Source organism: Psychromonas sp. psych-6C06 (assembly GCF_002835465.1).
Lineage (GTDB): Bacteria > Pseudomonadota > Gammaproteobacteria > Enterobacterales > Psychromonadaceae > Psychromonas.
In genome coordinates, this window is record NZ_PIZM01000001.1 from 209,693 (window position 1) to 231,757 (window position 22,065).

A 22,065-nucleotide genomic window follows, 5' to 3' on the forward strand; every position below is an offset into this window, starting at 1 on the left:
ATGCATAAGACTATTTAATAACATTAAATATGTTTATCTATGAACGATATAAAGCATAGGTAAGCATGTTAAGAATGCGAACTTGTTATCAAGTTGTTAATGTTTTGTCGATCTGACTCACACAATTGTATGTTATATCAGCAGGTTGGCTATTTAGTTTACAAATTATGCTTGGTAAATGAGCAGTTCTAACTTGGAGGGAGGTGACTGGCTTTAAAAAAGAGGGCGCTAACATTGCGATTGCTAGCGCCGAGCTTGATAGATGCTGATTAGGGGTTTATATCAAGTGGATCTGAGTGCAATGTCTGTTTTTGACTTTCCTGCTCGCTTTTGATCAAAGCTGCCAGCTTATCTGATTGCCATTGTTGTGTTGGATCGCTACAACAAATTTGTAACCACTGTAGTTCCTCTTTTAATTGTTGTTTCAATATATCAGTTAACGCACTTTTATCTGCAAATTCACTTAAACTTTTCAGTGTCGGATATTGATGCTGCGCGTAACTTAATAGAGCGCTGTAGCACTTGGTTGCGCTGTTCTGAGCAAAACTATTTTGTAACGTCACAAAATGTTCATTGAGTGGAACAATGGCGCTTTCAGAAACGTCTTTACGCTTGCTTTGTTTACGCCTATAGGACAAGTGGTATAACACCATTATTAAGATAATAAGTAATAATAAAGCGACAGTAATCTGCCAATAAATTAGTGTTTTATTATCCACAATGATAGTTGGTGTAGGCTGTTCGACAATAGGTTGTGTTGTAGGCAGGGTAGTAGACTGTGTTGTCTCGGCAGGTAAAATAGTTAATGTTTGTGCCGGAAGAATAGCTGTTTCAGCTTTATCAGTACGGCTATTAAACCAATTAAGTTTTATTTCTGGCAATGTTAAATCACCTGCTTGATCGGCAATAATTGCATGGCGCATAATGCGAATTGCGTAACGTTTACCGCTATTTGATTGCGCTTCTTCTAGCTGATCTTGATCTGGATAGACACGTAAATCTGCCGGATAATTAAGCTTGATATTCGGTAGTTTTTCTTTATCAATAGAGGCTATCTGTAATGTGATGCTTCGTGTGATAGGCTCTCCTACTTTATAACTTTGTGCACTTAAGTCATTATCTTCTATAAGGCGTAAGTCATCACTTACTATCCAGTCGCCTTGGTAGTTTTCGGGAATTGCTTTGACGTTGATATTTAAAGAATCACCACGAACATTAATGGGATCAGCGATCACTCTGTTCTGCCATTCACTGACAGCGACCACTTTACGTAGCGTTCCTGTTAGTAATGGAGAGTTAATCTCAAATTGCCCCGATTTGCTTGGTGTTAACTTATATTGGCGTGTGATTGTGTTATAACGAATACCATTTCGTACGGTTTGCGCGTTTTTATCTTTACCAAAAACTGATGCTTCAACCCCTTCAAAATAAGGTGGATCCAAGTCTAGTTCATTACTATTTTTGGAGATAAACAGCTTGGTGGTGTAAATAAAAGACTGACCGATATAAACCTGCTCTTTATCTATGCGGTTTTCAATGAAAACCGATTGCTCTTCACCTGTTGATTGGCTTATCTGTGATGGCTCAACGACATTAATTTCAATAGGATTGGTTGCCAGATCGCCAATTTTTAATCTTGGAATGGTTAATTTTCCTAAAGATTTTGCCTGAAGCCTTACTTGCCATTGCGTTTGTTGGCTGAATTCGCCATTAATATACTCCGTACGCTGGCTTTGTGAAGGGCGATACACCGTAAAGGATTGCTCTAACGATCTTGTATCAAGTTGATAATCGTCGTCGTTATCATTTACCGATACGGTTAAAATAAATATATCACCGAGTGCGACCTGATTATCACTCACTGTTGCAGTGACCTTAGTGGCCGCCAATAGTGGGCTGCTGAAAAGCATGATTAGTATTAGCGCTAAAAAAGAAAAGGTAGATTTCATTACCAGATAACTCCGTTATTTGTTTGTTGTTTAACCGGTTGTGATTGTGAACGCTTTTGATATTCAAGCTGCATTTTACGACGCAGTAAAATAGAAGGGTCATCGGTCATATTTTTCAGCCAGTTTGGGAGCGCCTCTAGTTCCTGATTACTAGCATCATCGTTTTCACTTGCCACTTGCTGTTCTTGTTGTTGCTCTTCATCTGTTTGCTCTTCATTGATCGACTGCTGTTCAGTTTGCTGCTCTTGTTGATTATTTTCATCCTGAGATTGTTGCTCACTTTGTTGCTTTTGCTCTTCAGGTTGTTGCTCATCCTGTTGCTCACTTTGTTGCTTTTGCGCTTCAGACTGTTGCTCATCCTGTTGCTCATTTTGTTGGTTTTGAGCTTCAGACTGTTGCTCATCCTGTTGCTCATTTTGTTGGTTCTGACCTTCAGATTGTTGCTCATCTTGTTGATCACTTTGTTGGTTTTGCTTTTCAGACTGTTGCTTATCCTGTTGATCATTAGATTGTTGTTCTTGTTGCTGATTTTTAAGTTGCTCAACTATCTGTTTGTTTTGCTCTGCTTGCGTAAAATCAGGATTAATAGCCAGTGCTTTATCATAGGCATCAATGGCTTTATCAAGTTCCTGTAATTGCGCATAACTGTTGCCTTGATTATAAAAAACTTCGGCATGATCTGGTGCGCGGCTTGCCGCTTCGGTGAAAGCTTCTAAGGCCTCTTGATACTGCTTATTTTTATAAAGTGCAGCACCTCTGTCAAAATCGTTTTGGTAAAGTTCACTGGCTAATTGGTATTGCTCTTGTTGATAAGCTTGATAGGCATTTTGTTGATTATTACGCCAAATAGAAGTCTCCGCAGCTTCTAGTTTAGGGCTTGTAAAGGGCAAAGAGAGCGCTAATAACAATGCAAAAAACACGCCCTTTCTAAACAATAATAAAAATAACGGTAGCAATAGGAAGCTTAGCCAATAGCCATCATCAATAGCAAACTGATCTGTGCTGGCTTGCTCTGACTCGCTTTTACGTGTTTGTTGCTTATCAAAAAAGTCTCCTAACTGTTCGATGTCAGAGCTGTTGTTACGCGTTGTCAGGTATAAACCGTTTGATGCACGAGTTATGTCATAAAAGGGTTGCCCATTTAATTTAGGAACAATAATTTCGCCACTATTACTTTTTAATAATGCACCATCAGTCAGCTTAATTGGTGCCCCCTTAGGGGTAGCCATCGCTAAAATAGAGACAACCCAATTGCTACCTTGTAATGTTTCTTGCATTATTTTTGCTTGTTGCTCAGTTATATCATCGCTGATAAAAACAATATGCCCCTGCTGATAACCGGCATTTTTTAACAGCTGAATTGCTTTATCAAGGGCAATATCGGCGCGTGAGCCCCTTATTGGCATAATATCTGGTGATAGATGTGGAATATGATTGATAATGGCGTTGCCATCTCTGGTTAATGGCGCAACGGTGAACGCATCTCCAGCATAGGCGATCAGCGCTTTTTCGCCTTCACTCCAGTGTTTAATAAGATCGATCGCTTTGAATTTTGCCTGTGCTAAACGGCTCGGTTTTACATCAGTTGCAAACATGGAGTAGCTAAGATCAAAGGCGATAACCTGTGCTTTTTCCATCTCATAAACCGGCATATCCACACTGCGCCATGTTGGCCCTGATAAGGCGAGACAAGCAAGTCCTGCTAATAACGTGAAAGCAAATTGTTGTTTTGTCGTTTGTGCACCATTACTAACAATATTCGCACTTAAATGCGGGGCGATAATCGCCTGCTGTGCTGAGTTTTTTCTGTATTTATAACGAAATAGCGAAAATATAATGATTGCAATAAGCCCTAATAGCCACATTGGGCGTAAAAACGCTAATGGCATGGTGGTGATATCAGGCAACATCACGCCCCCTTAATTTAAAATAAAGTGCAAAGATAGATAAAATAATAACAGCTAAAGAGAGTGGCCAATAAAAGAGATCTTTCTCGGGGCGGAACTCGAGGAAGTCACTTTCAATAGGCTCAAGTTGATTAAGTTGTTGGTAAATTTGTTGCAGGTCTTCCTGGCTACGTGCACGGAAATATTGCCCGCCAGTTAGTGTTGCAATTTCGGTTAATGTTTTTTCATCTAAATCTGCAGAGGGATTAACGCGTTGCTTTCCCCAAAAACTTTTACGGATAACTTCATCTGCACCAATACCGATGGTGTAGATAGTAATATTATTTTTTGCTGCTTGTTTAGCTGCTTTGATAGGATCAAGCGTGTTAGCACTGTTTGCCCCATCACTCATTAAGATTAAAACACGTTGTTCATTTTTATTTTCAACAAAGCGTTTTATTGATAGCGCAATCGATTCACCGATGGCGGTGTTGGTGCCGACTAAACCAATTTCTGATTCGGCAACCATTTGCCTAATAGTCTTTAAATCAAAGGTGAGGGGGGTTTGCAAATAGGCATGATCGGCAAACAGTATTAACCCTAGTCGATCACCTTGTCGTTGTTCAATAAACTCATTTAATAAGTTTTTTACCAAGGTTAAACGATCAACGGTCTTGCCATTTAAAGGCATATCTACTTCTTGCATACTTCCGGATAGATCCAAAGAGATAATCATATCGCGGCTCTCTTGTTGCAGGCGTATCGGCTCTCCAAACCAGATAGGCTTGGCTAATGCACAAAGCAATAAAAGCCAAACTAACCAAGGAATAAATGCACTTAACTGACTTCTTTGTATCTCAGTTTGTTGGTTTGTAATTCCCTGTGCAAGTGGGATCCAGATCTGCGTATAGCTACGTTTTTGCGCATTTAAAAAGTAGCGTGCAAGTAGCGGAAGTGGTAAGAGAATAAAGATCCAAAGATAGGTAAATTCAAACATCTTTTTGTACCTTCTTAATCTGTTTAGGTAATGCGCTTATCCATTTTTTAGCATCGTTAAAATCCGATGATTGACAGGTTTGTTGTTGATCTTGATATAAACGTGCCAGAAATGTCTGTTTATTATTAAACACAGTAAAATCGGCATGTTTTTGTAAGAAATCAAACCATTGCTCACCATGTAATGAGGCGACATCCTGACGTGGAAAATAAGCGAGTGCACAACCTTTTAAAAGCTGGTTTAAAGTAATAAATTCTGCTTTGGATTGTTGTAATTGTTGTAGCTTTTGCAACTGTATCTGTTGTCGTTTTTTATTTTTTTTAACTTTTTTAAAAAGTAAAACGGCAACAACAATTAATGCAATGCTTACAAAAAATAATACCCAATAGATAGGCGCAGGTGGAAACCAATTCGGCGTGTTGGGGGCAATAATATCGTTAAGTTGAGCCAGTGGATCTTGATTAGCGAGCGGGGACATGAAACTGCTCCATTAATGGTAAAGATGCACATACTTTATAAAGGGGGATCCCTTGTTTAATAAAGGTGTTGTCTATTTTTTGCTGGCGAAGTGAGGCTGCATCTTGATAATCCTTTGAAGCGCCACGTTTGAAAAAGCCACTTCCCTGCAGACTATTTACCTGTAATTGATTTTTTAAAGCATGTTGTGGTAAAAGTTGTTCAAGCGGATCACTTATTTGCCAAGCGTTGATCTGGTTATGTCGATTTATCAAGGTTAATATTTTTTGACAGGCATCATCTAATTGAGAAAAGTCACTGATTAAATGAATTTGACTGCCAGTTTGTACCAATCTAGATAAACGCTTTAATTGCACCAATAATGACTGGGAAGCATCACTTTGTTTAAAGGGTTGTTTAACGCATAGCTGCTCGCTTTCATGAAGAAAACGCATTAAGCCTTTACTGCGCCCACGAGGCTTTAACTCAGCTACCTGTTGCTGATTAAAAACAATGCCACCGAGTCTATCGCCACGCTGTTTAGTTTGCCAACTGAGCAACGACGCAAGGTGACAAGCTTGCACAGATTTAAACACAAATTGACTGCCAAAAATCATACTGTCAGATAGGTCTAACAGTATAAACACAGGGCGCTCTTTCTCTTCATGAAATAATTTTGTATGTGCTTTGCCAGTACGTGCCGTCACTGACCAGTCGATAATACGCACATCATCACCCGGTTGGTAATGACGTACTTCGGCAAATTCCATACCTCGGCCTTTAATTTTTGCTAGGTAGTTACCGGCTAATTGCTGGTAAGCTGCCTTAGCCGTTGGCTGAAGTTGCAATTTTTCCTGTTGTTTATAACTGAGCAACTCATTGAGTTGCACATCCACCCCAGTTCGATAAGGGGTGTTATCAAATAATGCGATACTCATTTACAAGACCTTATAACACCGAGATGGTTAAGCAGGCAATGCCACTTGATTGATGATCTCTTTAATCACGCGGTTAGCATTAATGCCCTGCGCTTCTGCTTCATAACTTAAAATCAGTCTATGGCGTAAAACGGGGTAGAGATTTTGAATAATATCATCAGGCATTACATAGTCTCGATTATCAAGCCAAGCACGTGCTTTCGCGGTGCGCATTAGTGCCAATGTTGCACGCGGGCTGGCACCATAACTTATCCACTCTTTGAGCTGTTGGCCATAGCGTTCAGGTTGACGAGTGGCGATGATTAAATCGATTAGATATTGCTCTAAGTGAGGGGCAATATTAACCTTCATTACCTGTTCTCGCATTTCGAAAATTTGCTCATTGAGCAACGGAGTAACTTCAGCCACTTTCTCTTTTAAAATTTCTTTTTGATTAAGTGATAAAATTTGTTTTTCTGTTTCCGCATTAGGGTAATCAAGCTCTAAATGCATAATAAAGCGATCTAACTGCGCCTCAGGTAGCGGATAGGTTCCCTCTTGCTCAAGCGGGTTTTGCGTGGCCATGACTAAAAACAGTTCTGGTAACTTATAGGTTGTCTTGCCAACAGTTATTTGATGTTCAGCCATTGCTTCAAGTAATGCAGATTGTACTTTAGCAGGCGCGCGATTGATCTCATCTGCTAAGATCAGGTTATGGAAAAGGGGGCCTTTTTCAAAAATAAACTCGCCAGTTTCTTGACGAAAAATATCGGTACCAGTGATATCTGATGGCAGTAAATCAGGGGTAAATTGAATACGGTGGAAATCACCTTCAATCCCTTCTGAAAGAGCGTTAATCGCACGTGTCTTTGCAAGTCCCGGTGGGCTCTCTACTAATATATGTCCATCAGCTAATAAAGCAATCAGTAAGCTATCAACCAGCTCACTCTGGCCTAAAATCATTTTATTAAGATAGATACGAAGTTCATCAAGTTGTTGTTTTGCCATATTAATATTCTTCTTACATTGATATTTCAGGGGATATATATTGAATAATATCTGTCACTCAACTGTCAAGAAAGTTCCTTAAATTTTGATCTGATGTAAACTTTAATGACTTTAATTACTTTAAGCATGTTTTTTAGAGATTCTATGCGTATAGTTAATGAGCTATATTTATATTAACAGGAAGAAGGAAAACGTATGAGTGCACTTGAGTCGATTATTTGGCATATATTAGGTTATGCTGCAATGCCTGTTATTTTTTTAGGTGGTTTTATTGGTGTTTTTGTCGTGGCGGCCGCAATTTTAAACATGACAGGCAATACTCCTGTCGAAGATTAAGCCAAAAACAATACAGCGACAGCTAAAAATTGATAAGCTTTCTAATTCACTTTAGAAAGCTTTTTTTTCGGGCTTTTTCTCATATTTCGCCATTAAGTAGCCTATAAAATATAGATAATATAGCGCTTAACCTATTTACCGGAGATAATTGATGCACATATATATCATGCGCCATGGGCAAGCCGAGATGATGGCAAACTCAGACTCTGAGCGAGCCTTAACTTCACTTGGTCGTGCAGAGTCAGAGCAGATGGCTCACAATATGGCAGAGCAGGGGGTTATCTTTGATGCTGTGATGGTAAGTCCCTATTTACGAGCACAGCAAACATGGGAATCTGTTCGTCCATTTTTTCCTGAACTATCCAATGTACAAACTATTAAATCATTGACGCCTAGTGGAAGCGCAAGAAAATCAGTGAATGAAATTTTAGCGTTACAAGCAATGGGTGTTAAGACACTATTGATTGTTTCTCACCTGCCTTTAGTTGGCTATATTGTTGGAGAATTAGCACCTGCTGCTGGTGTACCTGCATTTGCAACGTCTGCTGTTGGACATGTGGAGTTAGATGACAGTGGTTTTGGACATCTGCATAGTTTATTACGTGTGTCACAGTTATAATTTGAAGCTATTTTTTATTCCCTTTTCTTAGATTTTATTATTGAATTTGCCTATTTATCGCCCGTACTAATTGCGTAGCTTACTAGGCAAATCTCTTTTACTAATCTGCGCAGTCTATCCTCTGTTTTATATTCCTTCTATAAACCGTATTTGAGCAGTTTCTCGTTTCAAACGTCTTATACCAATTCCTGTAAATAGCTGATCTATTTAACTGGTTAAAATAACTTATTTCCACGTTGTAAGTTTCGCAAAGGGAGCAACCATTTACATCAACTTACGCCTTGAATTAAGCCATTTTCCCAGCGTTAAATTTAGATCATATACTTAATGGAATTGGTATTACTTATTAGTGCGATATTTTGCGATAAAATATCGCTACTCTTTATCCAAAGTGATATAAGCTATCTATTTGTATTTTTTAAATATTTTAAGGAAGTCATCAGATGCTGACATTAACCGCTTTACAATGCCGTGTTATTGGCGTGATGCTAGAAAAAGAGAGCACCACACCAGAGCAATATCCTTTATCGCTCAATGCGCTGAGCAATGGTTGTAATCAAAAAAGTAATCGCGAACCTGTGATGGCGCTTAGTGAATCTGAGGTGCAAAATGTGGTTGACGAATTAATTGCTCTGAATTTGCTGATGGTTGATGCGGGTGCTTCGGGGCGCGTGAATAAATACAAACATCGCTTCTGTAATACTACCTTTGCTAACTTACAATTTACTGAGCAACAAAAAGCGATTATTTGTGTGTTACTTTTACGTGGTCCACAAACGCCGGGCGAACTGCGCACAAGAAGCAATCGTTTAGCTGAATTTGCCAATGTTACTGAGGTTGAACAGTCACTTGAACAACTACAACAGCTTAATAACTCGGTATTGGTGCAAAAGTTAGCGCGTGAGCCTGGTAAAAGGGAGTCTCGCTATTGTCACCTTTTTACTGAGCAACAGGAGCAAGAAACATCAACGCCGAATAGCACTGAGGGGGCATCATTGAGTGACTCTGATGATTTGCAGTCACGAGTGAAAAGTTTAGAGTTACAAGTGAGAGAGTTACAAACACAACTTGCTCAGCTTAAAGAGTTATTAGATTAACTCATCGGAAAAGGCTGGGAAGTTAAAGGCTGGAAGGTTAAAAGGCTAGAAAGATTGAGGGCTGGAAGGACTAAAGGCTGATAGCTGAGAGGTCATAGGCCAAAGGGTAAATTGCTATTTACCCTTTTATTTTTTGAGTAAAATAAACGCTTAAAAGGGAGCGGGGTATTGTTTTAGCAGTGCATTAATATCATCTAATGCTTGCTGATTCAAAGGCATTGAAAAGGCGTTAATATCCTCTTGCAATTGCGTTATGTTTGTCGCGCCAATAATCGTCGAGGTCACACCATCAACTTGGTCGCACCATGCTAAGGCAAGTTGTGCGGCTGTCATTCCCTGCTGTTTTGCTATCTCTACATAACCGGCAATCGCTTGGTGCGCTAATGGCGTATCACGAAATAAGCCATTACGCTGGCTAATTGTCCAACGACTTCCTGCTGGTCGTGCGCCATTATGGTATTTACCACTGAGCATACCCCCTGCGAGCGGTGACCATGGTAAGTAGGCGATATCTTCGTGAACACAGTTTTCAATCAAATAGGGCCAATCTTTTGCGTGCAATAGGCTAAATTCGTTTTGAATGGAAACCATTCTTGGTAAGTTATGTTGCTCACTCAGTTTTAAGTAGGTGTTGATTCCCCATGGCGTATCATCGGATAAACCACAAAAGCGTATTTTCCCAGCTTTAACACAACGCTGTAAGCCTTTAAGAATATCAAGCATCTGTGCGCTATGATCATCTGCATTAATATCAGTGAATTGATATTGGTTAGGGGTATGTCGACCAAAATGTGGTGAAGTGCGGTTCGGCCAATGCAGTTGAAATAGATCAATATAATCTGTTTGCAAACGTTGTAGCGATGCGTCAACAGCCTTTACGACCGCATCACCCGTGATAGGTCCACCATCACGTACCCATGGTAAGCCGGGGCCAGCAATTTTGCTGGCTAATACGAGATCTTTGCGCCTATCAGGATTAGCTGCTAGCCAATTGCCGATAATCGTTTCGGTTTTACCATAGGTCTCAGGTGAGGGGGGCACGGCATACATCTCAGCCGTATCGATAAAATTGACTCCCTGAGCAAGGGCATGCTCAATCTGCTCATTAGCCTGCTGTTGATTATTTTGTAATCCCCAAGTCATGCTCCCTAAACAAACTCTTGAAACCGATAAGCCACTTGAGCCTAGTGTTGAAAATTTCATAGCCACCCCATTATTAAAAAACGAATTCAGTCAGTGTTTTACAAATCCTCTAAAAATGCAAGCAATTCAAGACGTTGTTTTTTAGTTAACTGCAGTACTTGTTGCTGACTTTGTTTCGCTTCTCCATCATGCCATAACACCGCTTCTAATATTGTACGGGCACGACCATCATGCAAAAAGGTAGCATTTGGATCGACTGTTTGTGCTAAACCAATTCCCCATAATGGCGGTGTGCGCCACTCATTCGCCAGTGCTAAAAATTCGACAGGAATGTCACCTTTTACGCTATTGCTATACTTATCAAAGTCACTCAACGACTCACCCATATCATGCAATAGCATATCGGTGTAAGGGTAAATCTTTTGCTCTGACAACTCGGGGAACTCAGCATTTTCAATGGTCGTATAACTTGCGCGATGACATTGCTGACAACCCATCTCATTAAACAGTTTTTGGCCGTTTAATACGTTTCTTTTGTAAGCATTTCGACGCGCTGGTACCGCAAGGTGATGACTGTAAAAAGTGACTTTATCTAACACCTTAGTTGATACTTCATATTGATAACTCGGATCTGCAATATCGCCATTACCATTAGGAGATTTTTTACAATCTTGTTGGTGCTCTAAACAGTTCTCTATTTGAAAAAAATCAGTGGTTAAGCCCATGTCGCCTAAAAATGCTCCCGCTGTTTGTTGACGTAATGTTGGTTGTCCTGCTTTCCAGCCGAAGCGCCCGAGGGTGACTTGTTGCGTAGCCACTGACCACACTTTATTCGCCTTGCCTGAAATACCATCTTTATTGCTATCGTTTATATCTTGTTGCGCAAAAATTTCTTGTTCATCAATGAGTGATAATAAACCTAAGCCAATCATTGGCGGTGCAACGCGTGCAGATAACACCGTATCGTCGTCAATTTCACAGTTAACACCTGCCACATGCCAGATAGGCTCGCGCAGTTCGACACGCTCTCCATCGGCAAAGGACACCGTTTTATAACGATAAGTCACGGCTTGAGTCGCCTCTTTACTGATAGCAAAATTAGATTGATGTTGTAACTGACCGCCGATACAACTATCACCCACATTGGCTTGTAATCCGAGTGACATCGCGGTTTGCTGTGCTTGTGTTATCTTGCTTTTTGAAGCGCGTAATAACATGGTTGAAAAATCGGTGCCAGGCTCCTTGCCATTTACTTCAGAAGCATGACCACGACCATCACGAACGTGGCAATCTTGGCAGGCATTATTGTTAAATAGGGGGCCTAAACCATCCTGTGAGCTGACCGAGCCAACGCTTTGTGCCCAAGGCTCTTCAAAGAATTTGTTACCCCCATTAAAGGTTAAAATACCTTTAATCGATTTTAAGTTGGCAGAGTGTGCCGAATAGGCGGAGGCATGCGTGCGTTTTACGGTTGTTTCACCTGCTGAAAGATGTTGCTGTTTGTCAACTGCTTGTGCCAATGGCGTGAAACTGAGTAAAAATAATGTAACCAATGGGTATTTCATATAAATCACTTAAAAATGGAAGGCAAAAAGACAGCCGAAGCTGTCTTAACAAAAACAAGGGAAATGATTAATCGCCATCGCCACTGATTGTAAGTGCTTGTATTGATAGTAGGGCTTCTACTTTATCAAACAGAGTCGTTAAACTAACTAGTTGATAAACAGCATCAAGTGCGGCTTTCTTTTCTGGTGCGTTATCGGCTTGTGCGATAATTTGATCAAAACGAACTGGGTTGTTACTCTGTTCACCTGCATTTAAAACCACCGCCATATTTTTTTCAATATCATTAAAGGCATGATCAAAGGCGTGAAATAAATTGCTGTCTTTTTGATTGATTAAATCAGCTAAGCTTGCGCCGGAAACAATATTTCCATCAACACCTTGGTAACCGCCATAAAACGCATTACGTATCCCTTGGAAGTTATGGTAGATAGCGATATGACTTAAGTCGCTGAAACAATCATGCTCTTGCTCTGGATCTTTACTTTCAAGTCCTTCATTCATTCGTGCTGAAGCTAACTCATCAGTTGCCATGCTTTTCATTGCAAATAACATGTAACGAATCGCATCGTCACTGTATAAAAAGTTATTTGCCAGTGTGCCAACTGTTTTGGCCGCTTTTGGCGACCAAGCTTGTTGCATCGCTTGTAGATCATCTACTAATAATTGTGTCACTATATTCAAGTAGTCACGGCGACGATCACAGTTGCTTGCACTACATTTTCCACTTTTGTCTGTTTGAAAGTCATTAAAGCTTCGCTCACCAGCGCCTGCTTTCGTGGCGTTTAAGTCTTGCCCCCAAAGTAAAAACTCGATGGCATGGAAGCCAGTTGTCACGTTTGCTTCACCGCCAACACCATTTTGGTCTATTAAATATTGTGCAGTTATTTGTTGACCATTTTTCTGATTGATGATGCCACTATTGCTATTACCCTGTACATAATCGATTGCTTGCTCATCAAGTGGCCAAGCGTTTACCTGTCCTTCCCAATCATCAACACTGCTGATGCCACCTTTTTTAGCAAGATCAGAGTTGATTGTAATATCTGTATCCCAGCGCATAATTTCAGATTGCTGATACGGAACACGTGCTAATTTATAAGCATGCTTTGCATTCTCTAAAGTGCTTGCTGAAGGTGAGCTTAAAAAGGTATTGATGCTCTCTTGCAATGTTTTTGCTGTGTTAAATGAATCGCTGTAGGCTGCATAAGCGATTTTTACGTAGTTTGCTTTGACCGCTTCAGTGCTAACAGCTGATGTTGCTGGTTGACGATGTTGCTCATCATCTGCAAAAGATGCCCAGGCTGCCAGACTACTGATTGATAGCGCTGAAATGAAGGTCAGTTTCAGGCCTGTTTTACTAAGAGAGTGATTAAGTGCGCTTAATTTGAGCATAATTTGAGTCTTTCCTTTTACTATAAACTTAATGATAATAGTTATTGTTTGTGTTGATTTTGCAAATGATATTTATTACCATTAACAAAATCAAGTCTTTTAACAATTATTTTACATGGACGAAAATTATCTCTTTGCTTGTTGATAGCGTATTCGCTCCTCTCCTATTTTTAGCTGAGCCACAAAAACGACTCTTTTGGCTTTATCTGCTCAGTAGTGTGTTACTTGTGCTGTTATTTCGACGTCAGGCGAAAACGTTAAAAGTCGCTTTTACGCTTAGTTCATCAGTGGTTGATCTTTGTTGGCTAGTGATAAATCAGTTGTTGTTAAAGTTGTGGATAGCCCCTTTTTTTGCATTACAAATCACCATGGCATTATCTATAAATAGCATCTTTATTGAGGTGTTTGGCCGAGGAAACTTCTTTAAATTAGAGCCGTTTAGTGTGACGTTATTATTTGCATTTACACTGTTTATTATCGGTGATTTTTGTAAGTTTTTAGTGCATTTAAGCTTTCATCGCATCTCTTTTTTATGGCGATTTCATGCCGTACACCATAGCGCTAATACTCTGACACCCTTAACTTTGTATCGTATTCATCCTGTTGAATTTATTGCTAATAGCATACGTAGCTTTATGGTCGGCGCAGTTGTGAGTGGGGTATTTGTTTACCTGTTTTCAAATCAACTTTCTGTTTTACAGATAATGGGTGTTAACCTATTTGTTTTTGTATTTAACTTATTCGGAAGTAACCTGCGCCATAGCCCATATTACTTGGGGTTTGGGCGTTTAGAAAAATGGTTTATTAGTCCGGCACAGCACCAGATTCACCACAGCATTGAAAGCAAACATTTTAATAAAAACTACGGCAGTGCACTGGCGATTTGGGATCGGTTATTTAAGAGTTTGTTACTTAGTAAAAGTGAATCTGTTATTGGGTTTGGTTTAGATAGCCGAGACATTAATCGGCAAACGATTAAACAGCAATGGTGGGGGGTGAGTAATAGGTAACGCACCAAGACTCTCAGGTGCGCCTTAAAATGAGAGCGTGACGTTATTTTTCAAATTCTCGCTTCATTTGCCAATCTTCAAGTTCCACTAATACCAGCAGTGCGCCGTGACCTCCAAACTCAAGGGGAGCTTGGTGAAAGGCCAAAATGTCAGGGTGCTGTGCGAGCCAAAGTGGTACCTGTTTTTTAAGCACGTAGGTGCCGACACCGTGTAATACGCTACAGCAATACAGCCCCTCTTTTTTACAGCATGAGATCAGTGCGCCAAGCTCACGTTTTGCTTCGACTTGGTTTAAGCCATGCAGGTCAAGAATGATCTCCGGTGCAAAATCACCACGTCGTAACTGTTTAACCAAATACTTTTGCGCATCTTCTCGGATATAACGTACAGGCCCTTCCTCATTAAGGTGGGGTTCAAAACCATCGGAGAAGTGATCGGTTTCAAGGTTAGCCGCTATTTTTTCTTGAATAACCTGCTTTTTCTTCATGTTTTTAGGTGGCAGTTTTATGGTATCCTGCTTTAACTTTTTAATACCTGAAAATTCTGCGCTAAATAGCGAAAAATCATCATCACTGTTTTTATCTGTCATGGTTTTTCCAACTCTCTATTTTGAGGACGCAGTTTAACTTAGTTGGAGAAAAAATTGGAATCGAATTTTCGACAAGAAGCGGTTAATGAACTGCTTACTATCCAAGATATGTTACGTTTTGCGACGACGCAATTTAACCAAGCAGGGCTTTTTTACGGCCATGGCGCTGACAATGCATTAGATGATGCAATGCAACTGATTCTTCCATCATTGAGTCTGCCACTGTTTGGCGGTGCTGATATGTTAAATGCGCGACTTTTACGTCATGAAAGAGAAATGTTGGTTGATCTGATCCAAAAACGTATCGATTTACGTATTCCAGTTGCATACCTAACAAACACAGCATGGTTTGCTGGTCTTGAATTTTATGTAGATGAACGTACGTTAGTACCACGCTCTCCCTTTGCTGAGTTAATCAATGATGGTTTTAAACCTTGGTTAACAACAGCGCCAGAGCGTATTTTAGATCTTTGTACTGGCAGTGCATGTATTGCAATTGCCTGTGCCTACGCATTCCCAGAAGCCTATGTTGATGCGGTTGATATATCAGATGACGCGCTCGAAGTAGCGGAAATTAATATACAAGGACACGGTTTAGAACAACAGGTGATCCCGATGCAATCGGATCTGTTTTCGGGTATCGAAAATGAAAAATATGATCTGATTGTGTCAAATCCGCCTTATGTTGACGCTGAAGATATGGCAAACTTACCAGAAGAGTTTACACATGAGCCAGAGCTAGGGCTTGCCTGTGGTTTTGATGGGCTAGATTTAGTGCGAAAAATGCTCAAACAAGCTGCCGATATGCTGAACGACAACGGTTTACTGTTTGTTGAAGTGGGGAATTCTCAGATACACCTACAGCAAAGTTACCCTGAAATTCCCTTTGAGTGGATTGAATTTAAATCAGGTGGACATGGTGTGTTTGTATTAACCAAAGCGCAGTTAGAAAAGATTACATTGTAATATCATTATTGAGCACCTATACAAAATCAGGTGCTTTAAACATTAGGGATAAAAATAATGGCAGGAAGTAGTATTGGTCAACTTTTTAAAGTGACAACATTTGGTGAGAGCCACGGTGCAGCATTAGGCTGTATTATCGATGGTATTCCACCCAACCTTGAGATTTGTGAAGCGGATTTACAACACGATTTAGATCGTCGTCGCCCAGGGCAGTCTCGCTATACCACGATGCGTCAAGAGGGCGATCAGGTTAAAATCCTTTCTGGTGTATTTGAAGGAAAAACAACGGGTTGTAGTATTGGTTTAATTATCGAAAATACTGACCAACGTTCAAAAGATTATTCTGCAATTAAAGATCTTTTCCGCCCTGGCCATGCTGATTACACTTATCATCAGAAATATGGACACCGTGATTACCGTGGTGGTGGCCGTTCATCAGCTCGTGAAACGGCGATGCGTGTGGCTGCTGGTGCAATTGCTAAAAAATATTTAAAAGAGTTATTAGGTATTGAGATCCATGGTTACCTGAGTCAATTAGGTGATATTACACCGGATGTGATTGACTGGAACGAAGTGGAAAATAATCCCTTTTTCTTCCCTGATACCAGTAAAATTCCAGCACTTGAAGATTACATGAAAGCATTAATTAAAGAGGGTAACTCTGTTGGTGCCAAAGTGACTGTGGTTGCCTCTGGTGTGCCGGTTGGTTTAGGTGAGCCTGTCTTTGATCGTTTAGATGCAGAGCTTGCACACTCGCTAATGAGCATTAATGCCGTTAAAGGGGTGGAGTTTGGTGATGGTTTTGCGGTGGCTAACCAAAAAGGTACTGAGCATCGTGATGAGTTAACGCCAGAGGGCTTTTTATCTAATCATGCTGGTGGTGTGTTAGGCGGTATTTCAACAGGGCAAGATATTGTTGCTTCAATTGCGCTTAAACCCACTTCAAGTTTAACTATTGCGGGACGTACTATCACCACTGATGGTGAAGCAACGGAGATGATCACTAAAGGCCGTCATGATCCCTGTGTTGGTATTCGTGCTGTGCCGATTGCTGAAGCACAAATGGCGATCACTTTATTAGATCACCTGCTACGCCATCGTGCTCAAAACCTACATGTGACCACCAACACCCCACAAATCAAATAGGGGATTAGGCTGGAAGGATATAGGGCTTGAAGGCTCGAAGGCTGGAAGGTTATAGGGCTTGAAGGCTCGAAGGCCACAAGCCTTCCAGCTTTCCAGCTTTCCAGCTTTCCAGCTTTCCAGCTTTTCAGCTTTTCAGCTTTCCAGCTTTCCAGCTTTCCAGCTTTCCAGCTTTCCAGCTTTCCAGCTTTCCAGCTTTTCAGCTTTCCAGCTTTTCAGCTTTTCAGCTTTTCAGCTTTCCAGCTTTCCAGCTCCTCCTCCTTCCAGCCTTCCTGCTTTCTTAAAAAGGCTGTTGCCACTGTTTTGCAAAGTCGATAAAGGTTTTGATCAGTGGACTTTGGTAACGATCTTTATGCCATATCAGCCAATAATCTCGGTGCATGTCCACATTAATGATTAATTGCTTTAAGCGTTTATCTGCTAAGGCATGACGTGCAGCTACTTTTGAAATACACGCTAAACCTAATCCTGCACTGGTACTATTAATAATCGCTTCGGTGCTTTTTAGTTCCAGTGAAATATGATAGCCACTAAGCTTACACCCAATTTTATTTAAAAAGAATGCTCGCGTACCTGAGCCTTGCTCACGTAAAATCCATTGCTGATTTTCTAAATCCTCAATAGTGAGGTATTTCTTGTTGTTCAAGGGGTGACCGCTATGGCAGACGATCACCATTTCATCTTGTAACCATTTTACTGAAGTGATTTCACTATCAAATAGATTTGCCTCGACAAGGCCGATGTCCAATTCATATTCTTTTATCTGTTCACTGATGGTCTGACTGTTATCAATAAGCAGTGATTGATCATAAAGTTGAAATTGTTTCCTAAAATCAGAAAGCAAAAAAGGAAGTAGGTGATTACCAAGCGTATTACTCGCACCAATCGCCAGCTTTCCATTGAGTTGATTTTTGTCTGAAAATAATGTGTTAATTAATTTACTACGCTCAATTTGCTCATCTGCTAACGGTAATAATTGTTTACCGAGGTCGTTAATAAACAGTCGGTTATTTTTTCGCTCAAAAAGTGGGTGTCCAAGCTGCTTTTCTAGCTCAGCAAGACTCATGCTGACCGCCGGTTTACTTAAAAAAAGCTTTTCAGCGGCTGCCGTCATGGTTTTTTCTTGTGTGATGCAGATAAATACCTGCAACTGTTTTAGCGTTATATTCATATGACCTCTGTGCTAACACTTTAGTTAAGTAAATATTAACACAGGGTTAAATTGTTTAAACTATTCTTAACTAATGGGGTTTAATATACTGGCGCTGTCTTTAAGAAAGGGGGAGCTATGAATAATAAATTATCTGAATGCGTGGCAAGCATACCAACCGCTGTGGCAGGTCTTGCCCTTGCTATTGCCAGTTTAGGCTGGTGTTGGGAAAGTGGCGGTAATTTTAATGGTCAGATGCAGATGTTAGGCGCTTTAATCGCATCACCTTTATTAATCGCACTTGCATTGAAATTTCTACTTAACCCAAAACTATTGAAAAAAGATTTATCGCATCATATGAGCGGTAGTGTTGTGCCAACATTTACGATGGCGAGCATGGTTGTTGCTAATAATATTAATCACTTTTATCACCAGTTCGCACTGTTTTTGTGGTTAACTGCGATTGTTTTACACCTTAGCTTTCTAGCCGTGTTTATCTATTATCGTATTAAAGATTTTAAGTTTGAGCACCTTTTACCAAGCTGGTTCATCCCGCCAGTCGGAATAGTGGTGGCGGTAGTCTCATTCCCCGGTGGTAGTCTATACAACCTTGCCAATGCATTATTACTGTTTGGTTTAATCGCCTATGCACTGTTATTGCCAACCATGTTATATCGCTATTTTATTCATAGTCAATTAGCGGAAGGGGAGATGCCAACGATCGCGGTATTTGCAGCCCCAGCAAGCCTAAGCCTTGCGGGTTACTTAACAATTACTGAACAACCTAGCTTATTAATCGTCAGTGCACTGGCCACTATTGCATTGGTGATGACGTTATTTATCTATATCGCGATGCGCAGGTTATTACGTTTACCTTTTACACCTGCTTATTCTGCCTTTACTTTTCCGCTGGTAATTGGCGCTACAGCGATGTTTAAAACCAGTCAATATTTACAGGAAAATGGTTATACAGTTTGGTTAGTTGAATTAATTGAGCAGGTTGCTTATGTAGAGTTAATGTTAGCAACGGTAATGGTGGGTTATGTTTGTGCACGTTACCTTGTTCATTTTAATCCCTTTAGAAATGCACAGTGTTAGTTGTTATACCAATCGAATTAAGTATGTGATCTAAATTTTGCGCAGGAAAAGTGGCTTAACTCAAGGCGAAATTTGACGTAACTACCGAGCAATTAACTACGTTAATCCTCTAACGTGCATTAACAAGGGGAGGTTAATGCTTAATGGTTGTTCCCTTTGCGAAAGTTGCAACGAAGAGATAAGTTACTTTAACCAGTAAAATAGATCAGCTATTTATTTCGTTTGGTATTACTCACCTCGATACTACGCTGAGGTGAGTAACGTATTATCTAAAAGAACTTTTTAAGCTTGTCTTCTAAACGTTTACTCTCTTTCTTTATCTTCTCCTGCGTTTCAGCGTCCAAATTTTTAGTTTGCTCGCTGAGCGCTTTTTCAGCCTGTTGTTTTAGCTTTTCCTGTTTTTCAGCAAGCTGTTGTTTCGCATAGTCTTTTAATGCTCCATCTGTATCGATAGAAAAACTAGGATTGGTAAAGCTACCCTTGATAAGTAGAGGTAATGTAATCCCCGTTAAATCTGCGTAATCAGTTTTTTCAGTGCTTTTAGACAGTGGTGTAATACTCAATTTATAATCCAAAGATTGCTCAATAATATGTGCTAAACCATTACCATCAAGGCGCATTACAGGTGATAACATTAATAATTTTTGATTATTCACTAAACCACTGGCGATACTGAAATTACCGGTTAGCGAAGCAAAGTCGGTTTTCTTAATGCTGTCACTTGTAGGTAAAGCCTTACCTTTTATTTTAGCTTTAAGAACACGTATCTCTTGAGGAATATTGACACCATACAACTCACCATCAAGTAGTTTGAAGTTACCTTGGCCAATAATCTCTTCTTGTATTTTGGTGGCAGTAAGACCTTGCCCTTTACCTGTGAAGTCAAAGGCAGTTGTACCACTTAGCATATCAAGTTCGGCCGCATCGGTTAAAAGTGGGCGTAGTGAAACGTTTTTCAGCTGAGTCGCAATTTGATATTTGTTTTTACCGTTGCTCTCATCTACTTCACCGTTAACCGTTAGCATCCCTCCGTATAACGCTGCTGTCAGTGGTTTAAGCTGTGCCTTACCTTTTTTAATAATCAGGTGTTTGTTGATTTCACCAATTTTGATTTTTTCAACCTTAACGCCTGCAATCTTTAAAGTTCCATCAATATCTAACCCTTTTAAGAAACTTAAATCCGGTTCAACTTCTTCGGAGGTGTTGCTTGAAGTTGATGATGAATCTGTGCCAGAGGGACTATTAGCTGCATCAGAGCTTGTTGCCTGTTTCTCTTTCTGAGCCATATAGGGGTTAAGATCCCACTCATTAGCGACCAACTGATAACGTACTTTGGTTAACAGACCGGTTTGCACGGTTACATCGCCCGCTAATGATAATTTATCGATCAATAGCTTAAGGTTATCGATAGAGGCCTTTTGGCTATCGATAAGGTAAGTCACATCAGCATTAAACTGGGTTACCACTTTTTTATTAGGTAGATTATCGCCACTGATATCGGTTTTAATGTCAACACCAGCAAGCGTTACTTTTTTGCTGTTAACTGCATAATTAATATCTGTTTTTAACAGACTGTTTAACGCACCATTTGGTAACGCATCTGCAGTGACATCAGTTTTAAGGAGTAGGTTATTAAGCTGAATGTTATCTAGGCTATTATTAACCAGCAACTTCGAGGTTAACTGTAAATTGACCTTCATATCATCAATGACCAAGGCTGTAATAACACTCAAATCGGTTGCTTGATCAAAGCTAAACTGGCCAAGTTTAATCTCATTAACGGTAAATTTTTGGTAGCTATCCGCTTGTAAATCTTGGATTTCAATCACGGTATTGTTGATATCAATACCGGCTAACTGTGTTTTACTGATATCAAAGAAGCTTTCACCCTGAGTGGTATCTTCAGGGGAGTCGTTTTCAGATGTGCTAGTGTTATTATCGTCTGTCGTGTTCTCGGTAGCACTGCTCATATTATCCAGGTTTGAAACACCTTCTTTAGTAGTCAGTAGGGTTAATTCAAAACCATCAAGGGTGAGCTTACCAATCGAAATTTCACCTTTTAATAATGGTAAAATATTTATTCCAAGGGAAGCATCTTTAACTTTAGCAAGGTGTGGTTTGCTGAAACCAGATAAATTATCTAGCTCAATTTCACCAGCACTAAAACCAAGTTGTGGGAAAAACGTCCAACCGATATCACCTTTAATATGTAAGTCACGATTAATACTTTGTTTAACTTGTGCTTCTATTTCGGGTTTATAATCATTGGGATTAACGAGTACTAATAATACCAATACTGCTAGTAGCAACAGCACAACCAATGTGATGGCTAATTTAATAAATAACTTCATTTACCTGCTCCTTTAACTACCCGCTAATTTGACGGTATAGCCCTTAGCTTCCAATAATGATTTGATGATGTCGCGTTGTTCGCCTTGAATTTCAATTACAAACTCTTTTACTGCACCACCTGTGCCAGTGCGTTTTTTAATCTCTTTAGCGAGTGCTTTCAACGCCTTTTCATCAAGCTGTAAGCCTTTAATCAGTGTAACGCCTTTTCCTTTTCTACCTTTAGTTTCTCGGTGTAAACGGATGATGCCATCACCTTCGGGGGCCTTTTTTTTCTCTTTAGGTTGCTCAATTTTTCCGCCATCGGTTGAATAAACTAAATTAAGTCCACTTAAGTCCATGTTTTTTCCTTACTAAATGAAAAATTAATTAAAATTGACTAATTTCCTTAGTC

At 40.0% G+C, this 22,065-nt stretch carries 20 protein-coding genes; 7 read left to right on the forward strand and 13 right to left on the reverse strand.

The annotated features are described in order from the left end of the window. Positions 1-269 precede the first annotated feature (269 nt). From CW745_RS00925 to CW745_RS00950, 6 genes are read right to left on the reverse strand one after another with little or no spacing between them, the layout of a single operon-like run. Positions 270-1,949, reverse strand: a complete 1,680-nt coding sequence (locus CW745_RS00925; protein ID WP_101106508.1) for a BatD family protein — start codon at positions 1,947-1,949, stop codon at positions 270-272. Beyond that, positions 1,949-3,859, reverse strand: coding sequence for a tetratricopeptide repeat protein (locus tag CW745_RS00930; protein WP_101106509.1), 1,911 nt, complete (start codon positions 3,857-3,859; stop codon positions 1,949-1,951). The genes CW745_RS00925 and CW745_RS00930 overlap by 1 nt, the downstream gene beginning before the upstream one ends. Then, entirely contained in the window at positions 3,849-4,832 is a 984-nt protein-coding gene (locus tag CW745_RS00935) for a VWA domain-containing protein (protein WP_101106510.1), read from the reverse strand. Before CW745_RS00935 ends, CW745_RS00930 begins: the two co-directional genes overlap by 11 nt. After that, positions 4,825-5,310: a DUF4381 domain-containing protein gene (locus tag CW745_RS00940; protein WP_101106511.1), complete on the reverse strand. Its 486-nt coding sequence runs from the start codon at positions 5,308-5,310 to the stop codon at positions 4,825-4,827. The genes CW745_RS00935 and CW745_RS00940 overlap by 8 nt, the downstream gene beginning before the upstream one ends. Further along, positions 5,294-6,226 carry a DUF58 domain-containing protein gene (locus CW745_RS00945; protein WP_101106512.1) on the reverse strand — a complete coding sequence of 311 codons (933 nt, stop codon included), beginning with the start codon at positions 6,224-6,226 and terminating at the stop codon, positions 5,294-5,296. Before CW745_RS00945 ends, CW745_RS00940 begins: the two co-directional genes overlap by 17 nt. A gap of 27 nt (positions 6,227-6,253) precedes the next feature. Continuing rightward, complete coding sequence (locus tag CW745_RS00950; protein WP_101106513.1) at positions 6,254-7,213, reverse strand: MoxR family ATPase; 960 nt, start codon at positions 7,211-7,213, stop codon at positions 6,254-6,256. A 195-nt stretch (positions 7,214-7,408) separates the two neighbouring features. On the opposite strand from CW745_RS00950, the gene CW745_RS00955 reads away from it, so the two are divergent. The 3 genes from CW745_RS00955 to CW745_RS00965 all read left to right on the forward strand — a co-directional run bounded on the left by CW745_RS00955 (position 7,409) and on the right by CW745_RS00965 (position 9,265). After that, the gene (locus CW745_RS00955) at positions 7,409-7,549 is read left to right on the forward strand and encodes a TIGR02808 family protein (RefSeq protein WP_101106514.1); all 141 of its coding nucleotides are present in this window, start codon (positions 7,409-7,411) and stop codon (positions 7,547-7,549) included. Between the two features lie 151 nt (positions 7,550-7,700). Continuing rightward, positions 7,701-8,168: a phosphohistidine phosphatase SixA gene (gene sixA, locus CW745_RS00960; RefSeq protein ID WP_101106515.1), complete on the forward strand. Its 468-nt coding sequence runs from the start codon at positions 7,701-7,703 to the stop codon at positions 8,166-8,168. A gap of 443 nt (positions 8,169-8,611) precedes the next feature. Further along, a complete protein-coding gene (locus CW745_RS00965; protein ID WP_101106516.1) occupies positions 8,612-9,265 on the forward strand; it encodes a DUF480 domain-containing protein in 654 nt (217 codons plus the stop codon). A 150-nt stretch (positions 9,266-9,415) separates the two neighbouring features. Here CW745_RS00965 and CW745_RS00970 read toward each other — a convergent pair whose 3' ends face one another. The 3 genes from CW745_RS00970 to CW745_RS00980 form a co-directional block, all read right to left on the reverse strand. Then, positions 9,416-10,468, reverse strand: coding sequence for an aldo/keto reductase (locus CW745_RS00970; protein ID WP_101106517.1), 1,053 nt, complete (start codon positions 10,466-10,468; stop codon positions 9,416-9,418). A gap of 38 nt (positions 10,469-10,506) precedes the next feature. Next, complete coding sequence (locus CW745_RS00975; RefSeq protein WP_101106518.1) at positions 10,507-11,973, reverse strand: di-heme oxidoredictase family protein; 1,467 nt, start codon at positions 11,971-11,973, stop codon at positions 10,507-10,509. Positions 11,974-12,040: 67 nt separating this feature from the next. Then, complete coding sequence (locus tag CW745_RS00980) at positions 12,041-13,366, reverse strand: imelysin family protein (protein ID WP_101106519.1); 1,326 nt, start codon at positions 13,364-13,366, stop codon at positions 12,041-12,043. Positions 13,367-13,431: 65 nt separating this feature from the next. Between CW745_RS00980 and CW745_RS00985 the strand changes: the two genes are divergently transcribed. Further along, positions 13,432-14,376: a sterol desaturase family protein gene (locus tag CW745_RS00985; RefSeq protein ID WP_101107066.1), complete on the forward strand. Its 945-nt coding sequence runs from the start codon at positions 13,432-13,434 to the stop codon at positions 14,374-14,376. 43 nt (positions 14,377-14,419) lie between these two features. Here the strand turns inward: CW745_RS00985 and smrB are convergent, their stop codons facing one another. Continuing rightward, positions 14,420-14,965, reverse strand: a complete 546-nt coding sequence (smrB, locus tag CW745_RS00990) for an endonuclease SmrB (protein ID WP_101106520.1) — start codon at positions 14,963-14,965, stop codon at positions 14,420-14,422. Between the two features lie 54 nt (positions 14,966-15,019). On the opposite strand from smrB, the gene prmB reads away from it, so the two are divergent. Together prmB and aroC are read left to right on the forward strand one after the other, a co-directional pair. Next, positions 15,020-15,931, forward strand: coding sequence for a 50S ribosomal protein L3 N(5)-glutamine methyltransferase (gene prmB, locus CW745_RS00995; protein ID WP_101106521.1), 912 nt, complete (start codon positions 15,020-15,022; stop codon positions 15,929-15,931). A 57-nt stretch (positions 15,932-15,988) separates the two neighbouring features. After that, positions 15,989-17,077 (forward strand): chorismate synthase, encoded by a 1,089-nt coding sequence (gene aroC, locus CW745_RS01000; RefSeq protein ID WP_101106522.1) that lies wholly within the window; start codon positions 15,989-15,991, stop codon positions 17,075-17,077. Positions 17,078-17,354: 277 nt separating this feature from the next. Here aroC and CW745_RS01005 read toward each other — a convergent pair whose 3' ends face one another. Next, positions 17,355-18,245, reverse strand: coding sequence for a LysR family transcriptional regulator (locus tag CW745_RS01005; protein ID WP_101106523.1), 891 nt, complete (start codon positions 18,243-18,245; stop codon positions 17,355-17,357). A gap of 117 nt (positions 18,246-18,362) precedes the next feature. Between CW745_RS01005 and CW745_RS01010 the strand changes: the two genes are divergently transcribed. Continuing rightward, positions 18,363-19,322, forward strand: a complete 960-nt coding sequence (locus CW745_RS01010; protein WP_101106524.1) for a TDT family transporter — start codon at positions 18,363-18,365, stop codon at positions 19,320-19,322. A 269-nt stretch (positions 19,323-19,591) separates the two neighbouring features. On the opposite strand, the gene CW745_RS01015 is transcribed toward CW745_RS01010, so the two are convergent. Together CW745_RS01015 and yciH are read right to left on the reverse strand one after the other, a co-directional pair. Next, positions 19,592-21,673 (reverse strand): AsmA family protein, encoded by a 2,082-nt coding sequence (locus CW745_RS01015; protein ID WP_101106525.1) that lies wholly within the window; start codon positions 21,671-21,673, stop codon positions 19,592-19,594. A 12-nt stretch (positions 21,674-21,685) separates the two neighbouring features. Beyond that, positions 21,686-22,012, reverse strand: a complete 327-nt coding sequence (gene yciH / locus CW745_RS01020; RefSeq protein ID WP_101106526.1) for a stress response translation initiation inhibitor YciH — start codon at positions 22,010-22,012, stop codon at positions 21,686-21,688. Positions 22,013-22,065: the final 53 nt, after the last annotated feature.